The organism is Pseudothermotoga elfii DSM 9442 = NBRC 107921, from assembly GCF_000504085.1.
Lineage (GTDB): Bacteria > Thermotogota > Thermotogae > Thermotogales > DSM-5069 > Pseudothermotoga_B > Pseudothermotoga_B elfii.
Genome location: NC_022792.1, coordinates 1,331,912 through 1,347,782 on the forward strand (window position 1 = coordinate 1,331,912; position 15,871 = coordinate 1,347,782).

Annotated in this window: 16 protein-coding genes; 8 read left to right on the forward strand and 8 right to left on the reverse strand. The window is 37.7% G+C overall.

Annotation, left to right across the window (positions count from 1 at the left end):
- Positions 1 to 4 precede the first annotated feature (4 nt).
- Complete coding sequence (locus TEL01S_RS06440; RefSeq protein WP_028843963.1) at positions 5 to 1,384, reverse strand: S41 family peptidase; 1,380 nt, start codon at positions 1,382 to 1,384, stop codon at positions 5 to 7.
- Positions 1,385 to 1,517: 133 nt separating this feature from the next.
- Between TEL01S_RS06440 and TEL01S_RS10895 the strand changes: the two genes are divergently transcribed.
- The gene (locus tag TEL01S_RS10895; protein WP_081706826.1) at positions 1,518 to 3,107 is read left to right on the forward strand and encodes a sensor domain-containing diguanylate cyclase; all 1,590 of its coding nucleotides are present in this window, start codon (positions 1,518 to 1,520) and stop codon (positions 3,105 to 3,107) included.
- 12 nt (positions 3,108 to 3,119) lie between these two features.
- Here the strand turns inward: TEL01S_RS10895 and TEL01S_RS06455 are convergent, their stop codons facing one another.
- Positions 3,120 to 3,788 carry a pyroglutamyl-peptidase I gene (locus TEL01S_RS06455; protein WP_028843962.1) on the reverse strand — a complete coding sequence of 223 codons (669 nt, stop codon included), beginning with the start codon at positions 3,786 to 3,788 and terminating at the stop codon, positions 3,120 to 3,122.
- Positions 3,789 to 3,892: 104 nt separating this feature from the next.
- On the opposite strand from TEL01S_RS06455, the gene TEL01S_RS11160 reads away from it, so the two are divergent.
- The 5 genes from TEL01S_RS11160 to TEL01S_RS06470 are packed head-to-tail and all read left to right on the forward strand — an operon-like array spanning position 3,893 to position 6,651.
- Positions 3,893 to 4,030: a hypothetical protein gene (locus tag TEL01S_RS11160; protein ID WP_232504348.1), complete on the forward strand. Its 138-nt coding sequence runs from the start codon at positions 3,893 to 3,895 to the stop codon at positions 4,028 to 4,030.
- Positions 3,991 to 4,194 (forward strand): ArsR/SmtB family transcription factor, encoded by a 204-nt coding sequence (locus TEL01S_RS10900; RefSeq protein WP_232504384.1) that lies wholly within the window; start codon positions 3,991 to 3,993, stop codon positions 4,192 to 4,194. Before TEL01S_RS11160 ends, TEL01S_RS10900 begins: the two co-directional genes overlap by 40 nt.
- A gap of 16 nt (positions 4,195 to 4,210) precedes the next feature.
- Positions 4,211 to 5,299 carry a permease gene (locus TEL01S_RS06460; protein WP_028843961.1) on the forward strand — a complete coding sequence of 363 codons (1,089 nt, stop codon included), beginning with the start codon at positions 4,211 to 4,213 and terminating at the stop codon, positions 5,297 to 5,299.
- A gap of 17 nt (positions 5,300 to 5,316) precedes the next feature.
- Positions 5,317 to 6,387, forward strand: coding sequence for an ACR3 family arsenite efflux transporter (gene arsB / locus TEL01S_RS06465; protein ID WP_012003293.1), 1,071 nt, complete (start codon positions 5,317 to 5,319; stop codon positions 6,385 to 6,387).
- A 21-nt stretch (positions 6,388 to 6,408) separates the two neighbouring features.
- Positions 6,409 to 6,651 (forward strand): thioredoxin family protein, encoded by a 243-nt coding sequence (locus tag TEL01S_RS06470; RefSeq protein ID WP_012003294.1) that lies wholly within the window; start codon positions 6,409 to 6,411, stop codon positions 6,649 to 6,651.
- A gap of 14 nt (positions 6,652 to 6,665) precedes the next feature.
- Here the strand turns inward: TEL01S_RS06470 and TEL01S_RS06475 are convergent, their stop codons facing one another.
- Together TEL01S_RS06475 and pulA are read right to left on the reverse strand one after the other, a co-directional pair.
- Positions 6,666 to 7,271 carry an HAD family hydrolase gene (locus TEL01S_RS06475; RefSeq protein WP_012003295.1) on the reverse strand — a complete coding sequence of 202 codons (606 nt, stop codon included), beginning with the start codon at positions 7,269 to 7,271 and terminating at the stop codon, positions 6,666 to 6,668.
- 76 nt (positions 7,272 to 7,347) lie between these two features.
- On the reverse strand, positions 7,348 to 9,876 hold the full coding sequence (gene pulA, locus TEL01S_RS06480; RefSeq protein WP_028843960.1) for a type I pullulanase: 2,529 nt from the start codon (positions 9,874 to 9,876) through the stop codon (positions 7,348 to 7,350).
- A 577-nt stretch (positions 9,877 to 10,453) separates the two neighbouring features.
- Between pulA and TEL01S_RS06485 the strand changes: the two genes are divergently transcribed.
- On the forward strand, positions 10,454 to 11,419 hold the full coding sequence (locus tag TEL01S_RS06485) for a phospholipase C/P1 nuclease family protein (protein ID WP_012003297.1): 966 nt from the start codon (positions 10,454 to 10,456) through the stop codon (positions 11,417 to 11,419).
- Between the two features lie 20 nt (positions 11,420 to 11,439).
- Entirely contained in the window at positions 11,440 to 11,760 is a 321-nt protein-coding gene (locus TEL01S_RS06490) for a YbjQ family protein (RefSeq protein WP_012003298.1), read from the forward strand.
- On the opposite strand, the gene lysA is transcribed toward TEL01S_RS06490, so the two are convergent.
- Genes lysA through TEL01S_RS06510 form a run of 4 tightly spaced genes read right to left on the reverse strand, consistent with a single transcriptional unit; the run spans position 11,747 to position 15,583 of the window.
- Positions 11,747 to 12,895, reverse strand: coding sequence for a diaminopimelate decarboxylase (gene lysA, locus TEL01S_RS06495; RefSeq protein WP_012003299.1), 1,149 nt, complete (start codon positions 12,893 to 12,895; stop codon positions 11,747 to 11,749). The genes TEL01S_RS06490 and lysA overlap by 14 nt on opposite strands.
- Before the next feature lie 11 nt (positions 12,896 to 12,906).
- A complete protein-coding gene (locus TEL01S_RS06500; RefSeq protein ID WP_012003300.1) occupies positions 12,907 to 13,656 on the reverse strand; it encodes an ATP-binding cassette domain-containing protein in 750 nt (249 codons plus the stop codon).
- Positions 13,653 to 14,615 (reverse strand): ABC transporter permease, encoded by a 963-nt coding sequence (locus TEL01S_RS06505; RefSeq protein ID WP_012003301.1) that lies wholly within the window; start codon positions 14,613 to 14,615, stop codon positions 13,653 to 13,655. The genes TEL01S_RS06500 and TEL01S_RS06505 overlap by 4 nt, the downstream gene beginning before the upstream one ends.
- The gene (locus tag TEL01S_RS06510) at positions 14,612 to 15,583 is read right to left on the reverse strand and encodes an ABC transporter substrate-binding protein (RefSeq protein ID WP_012003302.1); all 972 of its coding nucleotides are present in this window, start codon (positions 15,581 to 15,583) and stop codon (positions 14,612 to 14,614) included. Before TEL01S_RS06510 ends, TEL01S_RS06505 begins: the two co-directional genes overlap by 4 nt.
- Positions 15,584 to 15,871: the final 288 nt, after the last annotated feature.

Consider the following 15,871-nt stretch of genomic DNA (forward strand, 5'->3'; position numbering starts at 1 on the left):
AAATCTAATTTTTAGCACTTTGAGTGTTTTTGACTGCTTCAAGCACAGCTCGAACGAGCTGATCTGTATCATCTGTGATGGGTATCTGTACAGCTATATCTGGTATCACTCCTCTTTTGTCATCAAAACCACCGCACCGAACAAAATATTTGAACGATACTCCAAGCTGGAGTTTGGAATTTGGCAGAATAAAAGATAAAACATCCCCATAAGAGGAAGCAAGCCCGCCTGTTTCTTCTCCCACTACAGTAGCTGCCTTCAAATCTTTCACCATTGCAGCAAAATCAGCGGCGGCCGAGAAAGTTCCTGGGCCGACAAGTACATAGGCATTTTTATTGAACAGAAGATCATTTCTTCTCACCTTTTTGAAATCATTTCTGTGTACAATAATTTTTTGATTGAGTACTTTAACCCTAAAAAGTAGTAATGGGTCGAAGATTTTTAAAGTTTTAACCGTATCATCTGAATATTTAACGTGAACTTCTGCATAAACCCTGTAAGGCTTATTGCTTATAAAAGAATAAAGATATTCACCTATTTCTGAACTTCCACCACCGTTTTTTCTCAGATCTATTATCAAATTCTGGATATCTTCTTTCTTTATCTGTTCAAAAGATTGCTTTATAAATTGTTTTAGATCTTTTTCATACGCTGAACTGAATGTATTAATTGTCATAACTGCTGTTTCATCTATTATTGAAAAATCCCAGAGCTTGCCAGACATATTCATCTGCTCTCTCTTAGCCCTGTATTTTTCAAAATCCACTGATTCAAGCTCTATTTTTTGTAATTGACCCTGCTGTGTTAGAAATTCAACAGTAAAACTTTCTTGCTCACCGAAGATTACCCAGCAATACAGATGAAATAACAAAGAAGCTCTTGCATAGCCAAAAGAAGCTCTTTCAAAGCTCACCATCTTCAAGATTTCTTCTTTTAAATCTCCGGCAGATACACCATTCAAAGAAATTAGTTTACCTGGCTGATTCAATTTTCCTTCGACATCTGTTAGGATAGTTATCTGTTCATCATCAAAAGACACAAAAATTGGGACTACTTTACCACCATTCATAAGATATTCAGAAAATTGATCTGTGATAGAGACGTAAGTATGCCCGTCTTTGAATCGGGCAACAAACTGCGCAAACATTCTGAAAATGTCTCGAAGTTCCCAGGTTTGTTTTGTGCTGATAAAAGATATAAGCTTCGAAAAATCCTTTTCTGCTTCTATTTCAGAAAATGTATGAAATATATTTGGGTGAATGTCTTTCATTTTTTGATAAAGAAACCCGGCATCTTGCAAAATTTCGTTAGTAGTGATTGTTTGTGCAAATATAGCGATTGTCACTAAAATGTAGAAAAAAACTATACATCTTGTTTTAATCAATCCATCACCCGCTTTCATTTATCAGGCAACAATTGTTGTATCATTTTTATATTTATAAATTCGCGAGAAAATTTTTCTGTTTTATAACATAGCAATGATAAAATAAAAACACATAAATCTGGAGGTTGTTTAAATGCACTCCATAAAGAGAGATCTATTTATCAACGTCGTAATCCTGTCGGTGGTAGTAGTTTTAATATTTGGCTCTATATCGATGATTATTCTTTATTTTTCTGGTATGTCTTCAGCTCGCGAAACGATAAGGCATAAAAACAGAGCTGCCACTTATTTCATCGAAGGTTATTTCAAAAAATTCTACACGACAATAGACTTTTTAAGCCATCTTAGAGACGTTCGCCTTGCGCCTTATTTAGATGAGAAATCTCGTCAGAATGTTCTGGAGATTTATGGACTGATCGAAAAAGCAGACAGTGATATCAATTATATTTATTCTGGCTACAGAAATGGGATGCTTTTAATCAACAATTATGAACCCCCTGAGGGATTTGATCCAACCATTCGGCCTTGGTACACAGCTGCTATTGAATCATATCCAGAGATATCCTGGGGAGAACCTTATCAGGAGATAAAAACAAAAGAATGGTTAGTTTCGGTTAGCAAAGCTCTTGTTGATGAAGAGAATAACATAACAGAGGTGCTGGCTATCGATACATCCTTAGAGAAGTTGGAAAATATTTTATGGGACTCAGACGAAAGGTACAGATCTTCTTACAGTTATGTAATAAAAGAAGACCAGCAGATTATTATTCATCATGATAAACAGCATTTACGCCACAATTTATCGGATGTTGTGAAAAAATCCTTGAGCTTTGAGAAAAACTACGGTAGCTTTGAGTACCGTTTGAATAATACCGAAAAGATTGCTTACTATTCGCGCATTGAAAATCTTGGCTGGATTGTGATAACGGTAGTTAACAAAGATGAAATCACAAAACCGATTTTCTCTCAGATGGGGACGACAATTTTGCTGTTTATCATTGCCTCGTCTATCTTGGGATGGTTTATGAGCAACTCGTTCAGCAAGAAAATTGTAATACCTCTATTGATGCTGAAAGAAAGAGTGAACAGGGTAATTGAAGGAAAACTCAACGGCCAATCAATATCTGAATTTCCCGATAACGAAATAGGAACTATAGCAGATGACATATTCAGGTTAACTGGAAAAGAACTTTACAAAAAAAATCAAGAATTGAAAGCCATCAATGAGGAACTTGAGAGAATTTCTATAACCGATAAATTAACTGGTTTATTCAACCGCTACAAAATGGATGAGGAAATGAGGAAAGCTTTTTATCTCTGGAAGCGCTATCAAAGGCCGTTTTCGCTGATTATGATAGATATAGATTGGTTCAAAAAAGTGAACGATACATATGGTCATCAGATTGGAGATAAAGTGCTTCAGGAACTGGGGGCTCTTTTGAAAAAATCACTGAGAGCATCAGACATAGTTTCAAGGTGGGGCGGGGAAGAATTTCTGGTTTTGTCCCTTGAAAGTGACGAGAAAGGTGCGATAACTCTTGCTGAGAAAATTAGATCCGAGATAGAGAATTACAGTTTTGCAGAAAATATAAAAATTACCGTAAGCATAGGAGTGTGCAGTGCGAAAAATCATGAAACAATAGATGAACTTCTTGTTAGTGTTGATGAAAAGATGTACATAGCAAAACAATCCGGAAGAAACAGAGTCGTTGGCTGTGAATAGATCTTTTGTTGTTTAAGAATTTGAAATTATTTGTGTTGAGACAAAGTCAATGATTTTTTCAACCGCACGAATCTGCAAATTCAAACTCATGCTGGGCGTTCTGTATCCCGGCAAGAAAGTTTTTTCAACAACCTGCTCCGGTAAAAAAGGAAGATGTACAAATAGAGAAACAGCAGGGTTTGAATATCTTTCTGAGCAATAAAAAGAGTAGTAATTAACTGTATTGCAAACATAGAGCCCTGCATGGTAAGAGATAACATTTGGAATTTTATTCCTTGACAGATATTCCGAAAGTTTTTTCAAGTTGATCTTTGTCCTGTAAGCAAGTGCGCCGTCTGGCATAATTGGTTCTTCGTTTGCAGTATATCCATCGTTGTCTGGATTTTTACTGTCCATTAAATTCACACCCAGCGCTTCCAAAACGATACAGGTTCTGCTACCAGCTTGCCCAAGATGGAGAACAAAATCATAAACATTATTCTCATATTGGTTTTTCAAAACTTCTACAGACCGTTTGAAAGATACGGGCAAGAGAACAGAATTCACTGAAAATCCCGAAAAAAATTTCAACTTACCTATTTTTCGCAGAATCTTCTGACTTGGATTAATTTTTTCTCCGCCAAAAGGCTCAAATCCAGTTATAAGTATTCTCATATTTATGAGTTTAACATGAACAAACAATAACTGGCAAGTACACAGTTTTAATCAAAAATAGAATCAATTTTATTGGTTCGTAAAGCGCTTGAAAATATATTAAGTAGATACTTATATAAAGAGGTGGTTATATGAAACTTCACGAATTATTTCGAATTCTTGCAAGTCAGATCAAGCTGGAAATTCTTTCTCTGCTGTTAGAAAACTCTGTGTTTGTCAAATATGTGCAATCGTCGGGACATCTCAGCCAAATATTTCTCAGCACCTGAACACGTTAAGACATCTTGGGGTTGTTGATATCAGAAAAGATGGAACTTTTATATATTATTCGCTCAACAAACAGTTTCTGAAGCAATACGCATTTCTGAAAGCGGTTCTACAATATGCAAAAAAAGATTACCAGATGTCAGTCAAAACCTGCGGTGCTAAATGAAAAGGGAGAGAGAAAAATGATGCAATTTTTTCTCATTGCTGCGGTTTTTCTGCTGTTTTATTTTGCACCATTCGATTCTCCAATAGTCAGCCAGAGTATTCTCAATGGCTTTTATCTGCTTCAGGAATATGCGCGAGAACATGTTTTACTATGTCTTGTTCCGGCATTTTTCATTGCTGGGACTATTACAGTAATGTTGAAAAAAGAATCGGTGCTCAGATTGCTTGGTCCGAATGCAAGAAAAATGATTTCTTATCCTGTTGCAGCTATATCGGGTGGGATTCTGGCAGTTTGCTCGTGCACCATCCTGCCACTTTTTGGGGGCATCTATAAAAAAGGCGCGGGAATAGGCCCTGCAACGACATTTTTGTTCTCAGGGCCAGCTATAAATATCGCTGCTATATTTTTGACAGCCAGAGTCCTTGGGTGGGATTTAGGTCTGGCAAGGCTCATCTCAACAATAACAGCCGCTATACTCATAGGTCTGGTAATGGAAATCCTTTTTCAAGAAAAAGGCGAGGGAGGATTTCAGATCTCTGAAAAAGATATAGATAGCTCAAAAGGCATTATTTTCTTCATTCTGCAGTTGGGATTCTTAATAATTAATGGAGTAGCTGTTGATAATTTAGTGAAATATTTCATAATGATTGTACTGGGAATATCTATTTTATTAATGGCTATTCTGGGATTTGAGAAAGATAAAACAAAGCAATGGATCTTTGAAACATGGGATTTTGCAAAAAAGATTCTGCCGTACCTTTTCATCGGTGTATTCTTTGCAGGTGTATTGACAAAACTTTTACCACAGCAGTTTGTCACGGCATTGCTCGGTAAAAACAATTTTCTGTCGAGTCTGACAGCTTCTGTAATAGGCATGTTCATGTATTTTGCAACATTGACTGAAGTGCCTATAGTCCAGGCATTAATGAATCTTGGAATGGCCAAAGGTCCTACGCTTTCATTACTCATGGCAGGAAATTCTTTAAGCTTGCCGAGTATGATAGTCATTACAAAGTTGTTTGGCAGAAAAAAAGCGTTCACATACTTTGCGCTTGTGGTAATTTTTTCAACGGTATTTGGCATGGTATATGGCGTGCTGAAATAGAAAAAAGGAGGCAATCTATGCAAAAAAAGATGAATTTCTTTGAAAAATATCTGTCAATCTGGGTAGCTTTGTGTATTCTGGCAGGAGTATTTGTTGGAAGATTCTTCCCTGCTGTTCCTGAAACTCTCAGTAAATTTGAATATGCCCATGTTTCACTGCCCATAGCCGTACTTATATGGTTGATGATTTACCCTATGATGCTCAAAATAGATTTCACAACTATAAAAAAAGTAAAAAGAGAACCAAAAGGGCTTGTTATAACTTTAATTGTAAACTGGCTGATAAAACCATTCAGTATGTACATAATTTCATATTTTTTCTTAAAAATAGCCTTTGCAAATTTTTTGCCTGCAAGTGTCGCTGAAGAGTATATAGCTGGTGCCGTTTTACTGGGGGCTGCACCGTGTACAGCGATGGTTTTTGTCTGGAGTTATCTGACAGATGGCGACCCAGTTTATACACTGGTTCAAGTTGCGGTAAATGACATCGTTATCTTTTTTGCATTTGCACCAATTGTATCTTTTTTATTGAAAATTGGCAATGTCTCAGTGCCGTTTGACACACTTTTTTTCTCGGTTGTGATTTACGTTTTGCTTCCGCTTTTAGCTGCAATATTGACAAGAAAGCAAGTTATAAAATCAAAGGGAATGAACTATCTGAACAAAATCCTCATTCCAAAACTATCAAAAATTTCTACAATCGGTTTACTGTTGACACTTATAATCTTGTTTTCTTTCCAAGGTGAAGTGATCATGAGAAATTATCTTCACATCGCCCTAATTTCTGTGCCGCTCATAACTCAAACCTTTTTGATATTTGCCATCGGCTATCTGTGGAGCTATTTTTGGAAAGTACCGCATTCAATAGCTTCACCAGCCGCCTTAATAGGTGCAAGTAACTTTTTTGAACTATCTGTGGCTGTTGCGATATCGCTATTCGGCCTTTCTTCTGGTGCAGTGTTAGCGACAGTTGTTGGCGTACTTGTTGAAGTCCCTGTTATGCTAAGCCTTGTTTCGATATCAAATGCGACAAGAGCCGTCTTTCAAAAACATAAGATTGAATTAAAACCGCAGGAAGTAGAAGATTAATCTTGAGGAGGGAGCACGATCATGGCGAAAAAAATTGAGATTCTGGGTAAAGGCTGTGCGAGATGTAAGCAAACAGAGAAAATTGTGAGAATGGCTCTGGAAGAGCTGAATGTTGATGCTGTAATCGAAAAAGTTGAAGATATAGCTGAAATAATTGCACGAGGCGTAGTTTCAACACCTGCAATAGCTGTAAATGGAAAAATAGTGCTTTCTGGAAAAATTCCAACCTTAGAAGAGGCAAAAAAACTGATTCAAATAGGATAATTCATGCAGGACGCTCAGTCCTGCATTATCTTTAGCTCAAATAATTTTTCTTTCAATTGCCAGTGATGCGGCAGGTGTATCGTTTTAAAACCAATCTCTTGTGCCGTTTGGATATTTTCCAGTTTATCATCTATAAAAAGACTTTCCTGTGGAACAAGGTTGTATTTATTTATCAATTTAAGGTATATTTCTCTTTCTGGCTTAACGGCTTTTACATATGAAGATATTATCATTCCATCAAATAATTTGAAAAAATCATATTTTTCGTAAATCATTTTAAAATTATTCTCACTGAAATTGGAAAGAACATAAAGTTTGAAACCTTTTTCTTTGAGAATATCCAGAAGCTTTACGTTCTGTTCAATAGGAGTCAAAAGCTGGGGTGATTTTTCTTTCATATGTAAAACATACTGCGCATATTCAGCGAGTTCTTCAAGCTTTTTCTGCCAGAGTTGATCTTCTGAAATAACTCCTTTGTCCATCAGTTGCCAATCTTTGTGTTCAAATATCTCTCTGTTCAATCTATCTGCCACGTCTTTTGGAAAACGCTTCAACATGTACTCATATGGTTCCCAGTTTACAAGAACCCTGCCAAGATCAAACACGATGTTTTTGAGCATTATCTACCCTCCAGGAAAAGATTATCAGAGTTTGAATAATGAAAGTTGAAAAGCTATGAACTGTGAAGTAACAAACTCATTCCCCGTACATCACCATTGCAGATATTGGCGGAATTTCTATTGTCCCACTGAGTTTGTAGAGAAGATCTACACCAGCTCTTTCTTTATCAACGACAACATTCCATTCGCCATCGGGCAAAATCAATTCATGTTCAACGATATCTCCATTGAAGATCACCAAGATCCCTTCCCAGGGGTCATTGTTAACATGTTCATTTATTAAAAAAGCAACGACCTTCTTCGGTGATTCCAGGAAAGTTATGTGTTTTCTTATATCATCTGCCGTCCTCAATCTAAATGCAGGGTGTGATTTTCTGAGCTTTATCAATCCTTTGTGGTATTCGAAAACATCTATGAACTGCGCCTTCCTTTCATAGTCGAGCGCATTTATAGAAATTGGTGCATTGTACGAATTTTCATTGAACTGTTTGGTCCTGCAAAAATCCTGGCCTGCGTGAAAGAAAGGAACACCCTGTGAAGTGAGTAATATAGCTGCTGCAAGTTTTTGAGCTGACTTTAATTCTTCTTCACTCCATTCCCTTCTGTCAGATTTTGCCGCCAGAACATTTTTATCCCAGAGTGTGTGATTATCATGACATGCAACATAGTTGATAGTTTGTTCTGGACTGTAAGCAAAATCAGCAATCAACTTGTTGTCATAGTTAATACTCCCAACCACTCCTCTTTTGATCTTGATTTCTTTCCCCACAGAGCCCATAACAAACCCTTTTGCTTTTGGATCAAAAACAGAGCCCCTTATACCGTCTCTTATTCCATCGTTGAATACAGCTATTCTCAAATCGAGAAGTTGTGATTTTCCAAACCTTGGTTGAACCCCCCAGCCTCCCCACGGTTCGCCATATATAATCACGCTTGGATTAATCTGTCTTAAAGTCTTTTCAACCATTGCCATGGTTTTTCGGTCTATAAGTCCCATCTGATCAAACCTAAATCCATCTACATGATATTCTTTAGCCCAGTGAACGACTGTATCAAGAATATATCTTCTCATCATGAGCCTTTCGCTGTTTGTTGTATTGCCACAACTACTTTCATTCAGGTATTGCCCCATTTTTCCAAGCCTGTAATAGTAATATGGGACTGCCTGATCAAAAACAGAAAATTCTCCCACACCATAAGTGTGTGGAAAAACTACATCCATTATCACACCTATACCATTTTTGTGAAATGTCTGAACCATTTTCTTTACTTCATAGATTCTTGTCTTTGGATTTGATGGATCTGAGCTGTAGCAGCCTTCTGGTACCATGTAATGATAAGGATCATACCCCCAGTTGTACTGATTTTCGAAGTCTCTTTTCACTTCATCACCAGTGTAAAAATCGTAGATTGGCAAAATATGTACATGTGTTACACCAAGTTCTTTTATATGTTCAAGCCCTGTTGTAACGCCATTTGGACCGATTGTGCCTTCTTCTATCAAACCAAGATAAGACGATTTGTTTTTCACATTACTCGTCCAGGAGCCTGTCATATCTGCTATGTGTATTTCATAGATTATTGCATCAACATAAGAATCAAGTTTTACGTAACTATCCTGTTGCCAATCTTCTGGATCTGCCTTTCTCATGTCGACGATCGCGCCGAATTTTCCCTGTAAAGACAGCGCCTTGGCATATGGGTCTACCCCTTCTCTGATTTTGCCGTAACTTTCGTATCGATATCTGTAAAACCATCCATCTAAATCTTTATCAAGTCTTGTATACCAAACACCTTTTTCATTTCTTTGCATATCAACAACAAATGCTGGCTGATCCTGCTCACTTGTCTGATACAATAGCAACTTGACAGATTTGCTGACCGGAGTCCATACATAAAACTCTGTGTATTGCGGTGTATAAAAAGTTCCCAGAGGGCCATCGTAGTAAAGCTCGTCCAAAACTTCTACCGCATAAACCCTTGATTTCTTAAAACCATCTATCTGTAGAAAAATATCTCTTGAGAGGTTTTCTTCCTTCAAAGGTTGGGAAAGTTTTATTCTGAAGTAATTTGTCCTGGTTATATCTGTTGGGTCGACTTTTTCCAGACTGCTAATGGATACTGTCTGCTCATCTATGCCGACAACTATTTTGTCAAGATAAGTATTCAGATCAATTGCATCTGTTGTGTAAACCTCTATTGTTGAAAAATCTACCAATTTTGCAAAAAATACTCTTGGGCTTGTGTCTGGTTTGCTGGTGTATATTTCTTCAACATTCTGGAGAATCCAAACTTCTTCCTCGTTATCTTTTATATTTATAAATCTATCTTTTGCCACATCTTTCTCCTCCCACTCTCTTAATCTAATGATTATACCAACTTTTGTCGAATTCATGGGTAGAGTAATAACAGCTTTCAGACCAAAATCATCTTTTTCGGTGAAATTATAAGCTCTGCCTTCCTGGAAAATTGGCTCAACAGGCCATATCCACAAATTCCAGCCTTCGTAGTTACCGTCAAACCTGTGGTAATGCACAATAACTGTTGTAGAAGCAAAAATTACAGCAGAAAGAATTACAATGATGAAAAATAAAGATTTCTTCATATCTCGATGCCCCCAGGTAATTATAATCTCATTTGATTAAAGATTCTGCAGTTCACCTCCATCTTCTTAAGGATGAATAGCAGTTGATAAATATCTGGTTCGGTATACGATAAATAAGAGCAGGGCGGGAACAGTCCGAATTCATGTCTGTGGAGATTGGAGCTAATTGGAAACACAGCCCCGGTAGCAAACCCGGTCGATGAAGTCTTTAGGTGGGTGGTAAGTTCACTGGCAGCACCATGAAGAATATTTCCTTCGATAGCCTCGATATCAACGTTATATCTTTTGTGTCTATGTAAATGGTGTATAAGAATTGCGGGTAGAATGAAATCTTACAATCCATTTTTGCATCACAATGGAAATATATAGCCACATCCAATCTACAATCATAAGAACCAGATACATAAAAATCAATTATAGATTGCACGAGCTTTACTCTGGTATTGATAGCCCGATCCCTTTTTGATATCCTGTTCACCACAGCTTTGGTCTATCGGTAGTACATTTATCATAAAAATGTACTTTGAAAAACTCAGTTGTGAAATTCATGATACACTATTTGCAAGGGGGATTTATTATGAAAAAGCTGTGGCTGATTTTTCTATTAATAACTTCTATTGTTTTTTCGTGGTCTGCACATGAAGTTCTGACATATCTGATTGTGAAAGATTTCTTACCAAATTCAGATGAAAAGATTGCCATCACATCATATTCGTATCAGGAAGACCGTGTTTATAACACAGATTACCTTAAACTTGACGATTACTGTGGCCAGTTCATAAACACTTTTGTTCCAGAAGATGCCATTTTTTATCCTCCAGATCCAAAGCCAGTTAATAAAGAGGTTTTCATCTGGCAAGTTCTCACAGTATACTCTGTTGAACCAGATCTTGGCATGGATGAAGGATTAAACCTTTCCCCTTTGCAATCTATAATTGGAAACAGTCAGGGCGTCAGACATATGAAATATAAGTTATTGATTCTGGATTTCTTTGAAGGTAGTCAAAGTTTTTACTATTTTGTGGATATGTCACGGAAAGCCTTTAAAAATGGTGATAGATACTGGGGATATAGATTCCTGGCGAGAGCGCTCCATTATCTGGAAGATCTTTCAATGCCATTTCACAATTCACCAGCAACCTTCTTGGACACATTGAAAGCCCTTTCAGATAAACAGATGGCTCAGTTTTTGACAAACCTTCATTATTCTTATGATGATTATCTGGCATATTTGTTATACAACGCCGATGAAAAAACCGTTGAGGCTATCATTAGTGCCCCTGTGGAAAAATCTAGATCTTTGAGGCAGCTCATTCAAAAGGTTCGTCTGCTTGGCTTGAACAATATAAACACTGTGAGTAACGAAATGAAGAGAAATTTTGAAGAAGAGCTCAAAGTCAGAATTTTGAATTTTGACGATTTCAAATTCAGAAAAGACGAACTCTATACTTTAAAGCAAACGACCGTTGAAATAATTTCCCGTTTTTCTTCAATTGCGAGAGGATTTCTGATTGATTTTTTGAAAGAGGTTGGAGAAATTTAAACAAATAGGAGGGGATCAATTTGGTTCTTGCAACAACAGAACAAATAGCAGGTTATGAGATAATTGAGACATTGGGTATCGTTCTGGGTAATACAGTGCATTCCAAGCACCTTGGAAAAGATATCGCAGCTGCTTTCAAAACATTGGCAGGCGGGGAAATCAGATCTTACACAGAGCTTCTCACAGAGGCGAGAAATATAGCGATTCAAAGAATGATCGCTGAGGCGGAAAAACTCGGTGCTGATGCAATAGTTGGCATAAAATTTGGAAGTTCATCAGTAATGCAATCTGCAGCCGAGGTACTCGCTTATGGAACAGCAGTGAAAATCAAGAAGATTTGATGAATTTTTCTCCGTCCCAGATAACCTCTATCGGTTTTGGGATAAGATTATATTCCGATGCCATTGCAAAACCATATGCGCCAACGTCGCATATAGTTATTAATTCGCCTTCAGCGGGTTCTGGTAATTTGTATTCTTTTCTGAGAACATCAGAACTTTCGCAAGCTGGTCCAACAATATCTGCTACAATCATTTTTCTGTCATTTGATGGATACAGAGGTATTATTTTGTGTTTTGCACCATACAAAGCTGGCCTTATCAAATGAGTCATACCTGTGTCGACAACAACAAAAATTTTATATCTGGTTTTTTTAACATATTCCACTTTTGAAATTAAATAACCAGCAGGTGCAGTGATCCATCTACCAAGTTCGAAAATAACAGTTTTCATAGTTTTTTTCAGTAAAGGTAGAATCTTATTTCTGTATTCGTTCAGGTCTAAGAATTTTCCGTCTCCGTAATCAATACCCCATCCTCCGCCGAGATTCAAAATCTCTATTTCGATGCCTGTTTTTTCTATAAAATCTATTAATGATGTAATAGCCTCTAAATATGGTTGAATCTCCGTTATCTGAGAACCAATATGGCAGTGAAAACCTATGAGTTTTAAATATTTGTTTTTTTCAATCCTGCGTATCATTGCCGCAGCAGTGTCAAAATCCACACCAAATTTGTTTTCTTTAAGACCAGTTGAAATATGTGGGTGAGTTTTCGCATCAACATCAGGGTTTACTCTTATAGAAATATTTGTTTGTGAATCTATGATCTTTTCAAGCCTCAGTAACTCTTCGTAGCTGTCAAGGTTTATGGAAAAAACGCCGTTGTTGACATAAGTTTTAAGTTGATCGACTTTTTTGCAATTTCCATTCACAATAATTCTATCTGGAGCAAATCCAATCGAACGTGCATGCAAATATTCCCCATAAGAGACAACATCGATCATTAATCCAAAATTGTTGAGAGTTTTTAAAAGATCTCTATTGAAATTCGCTTTCATTGCATAGGCAATGCGAAAATCGAGATCGAAAAAAAGATCTTTCAGAGAAGTTATTCTTTTTATGATGAAGGGTAAATCATATACATATAAGGGCGTTCCATAGATATCTGCTGCCTGTTTAAGAAGATCAGTCTGCAAAATTATTCACCTCATCCAGTAGTTGTCAACATCGTAGATCTTATCATAGCTTTCAGTTGAGATGCAATAACTTTTTGTTTCGACTTATCAATTTTTGCACATATCTTTCCTTCCTCCATGATCAAGACAGCTGTACCAAACTGCTCGGCAAGATTCATATCATGAGTAATCATAATTATTGTTGTGCCAAGCTCTCTGTTTATTCTTTCAGTTAACTCCATTATCTTTTCTGTGCTTTTTGGATCAAGTGCTGCCGTATGTTCGTCGAGAAGTAGCAACTTTGGATTCGATGAAACAGCCATAACCATTGCCAGAGCCTGCTTCTGCCCACCAGAGAGTTTTGAAGCCTTTCTTTTCAAATCTTTTTCAAGCCCCATCTCGGTAGATGCCAGCAATTCAAGGCTTTGCCGATCTATTTTTCCAAAACCAAATCCTCGCAAACCTTTTCTGCGGGATAGAATTAAATTTTCTTCAACAGTTAAATTTGGAAAAACGCCCTGATTTGGATCTTGGCAAACAATGCTCGTCATCTTGAAAGTTTTTTCTGGCTTTACAAATCTGCCAGCAACTTTGCATATCCCTTTGAAAGGTTTCACGTCGCCAACAAGTAATTTGAGTAAAGTCGATTTTCCCGCACCGTTTGATCCTACTACAACCAGGAATTCTCCTTCATACACCTTTAAAGAAATATCGTGCAGAGCCAATTTTTCATCAACAGTGCCTTTATTATAGATGACCGTAACACTATCTATTTCTATCATACCGTCACCTCACTTTTTTTGAACCTTCTCACGGCAATCACAGCTATTACAAACAATGCAGTTAATAACTTCATGTCACTTGGCTTGAACCCTATGCGGTAACCGTACTTCATCGCTAAACTCAGTAAAATCTGGTACAATAATGCCCCAATTACAGGAAACAAAATCCCATACATAAACTCGAATCTCCCGAAAATTATTTCTCCCAAGATGACAGCAGCGAGGCAAACCACAACCGTACCTATTCCCATGTTCACGTCCGCAAATCCGCTGTACATAGAAAATAGAGCACCTGAAAGCCCCGTGAAAATGTTACCGGTTATCAGACCAACATATGCAAACAGGTCTGGATTTACTCCCAGTACTTTAACAGCAAACCTATTTTTTCCATAACCGCGAAACATCATACCAAATTCTGTCCTTAAAAAAAGCCAGCTAACAAAAACTAAAACAAGGACAATCGCGGCTATAATAAGTAAATCGTGTCCATCGGCGGCATTTGTGAAGGGAATCTTTACTGCTTTTAACCCTGTCCCCTCGAATTTGATATCTGCACCAGCGCCAAGAATATCGTCAAGTGGTGTTTTTCCAACGACCTGCTCATAACTCATAACTTTTCCCGTATCAAATTTTGGTACCGGTAAATTAGGAGCGTTCATAACCCTTATGCTCAGAGAATACAGACCTGTCATGACCATAATAGAGGCAAGGAGCGAATTTATTTTGAATCTCGTGGTTATAAATGCAACAACAACACCTGCTGCGCCAGCGGAAAGCGCAGCAATTATTGTTGAGAAAACCCACCCATGGCCGGCATGAAGAAGGACAACCGCAACGGCTCCCCCAAGAACGTAGGAACCGTCGGGCGTCAGATCTGGAAGATCAACAAGGCGGAATGATATATATACACCCATGGCGGCCAAAGATAACAAAAGTCCCTGCTCAATTATCGGTATCATTTCTGCACCTCTTGACCTTTTTCAACAAGAATATCTGCTCTTTCAACAAGATCTGCAGGTATCTGTACACCAAGTTTTTGAGCAAGATCGAGGTTTATATAAAGCAACAATGACTCCGGCCCGACAACATGAGATTCAAGATCTTGCGGGTTAGCCCCTTTGAGCAGTTCTACCAGAAGCCGACCTGTCTCAACACCAACCTGAAAATAGTTGAAACCAAACCCTATGACACCTCCTCCACGAGCTATATCTATGTCGGCAGCCACTATCGGCTTGCCCAGTCTTAGAGCCACATTACCAATCGCTTCGATAGAAGATGCCGCTGTATTATCTGTTCCTATGTACAGAACATCAACATCAGGACCTATGCTGTTCAATGCGCTGATCATCTCACTTGGTGATGTTCCAGGAATGTCGATTATGGTCAGTTCAAGAGATAGTGCAGAAGATTTCGCAATATTGGTAAGCGTCACTGAATTTGGTTCTCCAGGATTATAGATAACACCTATCTTTTTTGCAACCGGAAATACCTTTTTAATTAATTTTAAATGCGTACTGACTGGAACCATATCGGATATTCCAACCACATTTGAATCATTTCTGCCAAGTTGCTTTATTAACCCTGCCCCAACAGGATCTGTCACTGCTGCAAATACAACGGGTCTATCGCTTATAGCTTGAACACATGCCTGAGCTGAGGGAGTTGCTATCGCCACAATGAAATCCATTTTTTCAGTGGCAAATTTTCTGGCTATAGCTACAGCATTTTGCATATTTCCTTGAGCATTCTGCCTATCTACAATAACATCCTGGCCCACCTTAAAACCTGCATCCTCAATTGCTTTGACGACACCATCAAAAACTGCATTCAAAGCTGGATGATCGACGATCTGTGTTATGCCTACTTTTACCACAGATAAACAGATGACTGAAAGGAAAACAATTATGGCGGAAACCCACTTTTTCATACCCCAACACCTCCAGAGAAAGTTTTTAAAAAAAGAGGGCATCCTTTCTGGATGCCCTCTTCTTTTTATTAAGATTCCCCCTGTTTATGTAGCAAGTGGCATCAGGGGAATCTGAGAAGAGGGCATTCCCCTAAACCACCAATAAGCGTATGCAAATGCAACTACCTTTCTACCTTTGAATCTACTCATCGGTTATCCTCCAAAAAGATTATTTTTAATGTATAATATCAAAAGTACAAAAGTTTGTCAAGATACTCCAGTGGTTAATAGTCAAAATTCGGTATATTA

Coding starts and splice junctions, on each gene's coding strand:
- TEL01S_RS11160 (WP_232504348.1), top strand. CDS start 3,893: ATGAAACTTCACGAATTATTTCGAATTCTTGCAAGTCAGATCAAGCTG.
- arsB (WP_012003293.1), top strand. CDS start 5,317: ATGCAAAAAAAGATGAATTTCTTTGAAAAATATCTGTCAATCTGGGTA.
- TEL01S_RS06505 (WP_012003301.1), bottom strand. CDS start 14,615: ATGATACCGATAATTGAGCAGGGACTTTTGTTATCTTTGGCCGCCATG.
- TEL01S_RS06475 (WP_012003295.1), bottom strand. CDS start 7,271: ATGCTCAAAAACATCGTGTTTGATCTTGGCAGGGTTCTTGTAAACTGG.
- TEL01S_RS06510 (WP_012003302.1), bottom strand. CDS start 15,583: ATGAAAAAGTGGGTTTCCGCCATAATTGTTTTCCTTTCAGTCATCTGT.
- TEL01S_RS06500 (WP_012003300.1), bottom strand. CDS start 13,656: ATGATAGAAATAGATAGTGTTACGGTCATCTATAATAAAGGCACTGTT.
- TEL01S_RS06485 (WP_012003297.1), top strand. CDS start 10,454: ATGAAAAAGCTGTGGCTGATTTTTCTATTAATAACTTCTATTGTTTTT.
- TEL01S_RS06470 (WP_012003294.1), top strand. CDS start 6,409: ATGGCGAAAAAAATTGAGATTCTGGGTAAAGGCTGTGCGAGATGTAAG.
- pulA (WP_028843960.1), bottom strand. CDS start 9,876: ATGAAGAAATCTTTATTTTTCATCATTGTAATTCTTTCTGCTGTAATT.
- TEL01S_RS06460 (WP_028843961.1), top strand. CDS start 4,211: ATGATGCAATTTTTTCTCATTGCTGCGGTTTTTCTGCTGTTTTATTTT.
- TEL01S_RS10895 (WP_081706826.1), top strand. CDS start 1,518: ATGCACTCCATAAAGAGAGATCTATTTATCAACGTCGTAATCCTGTCG.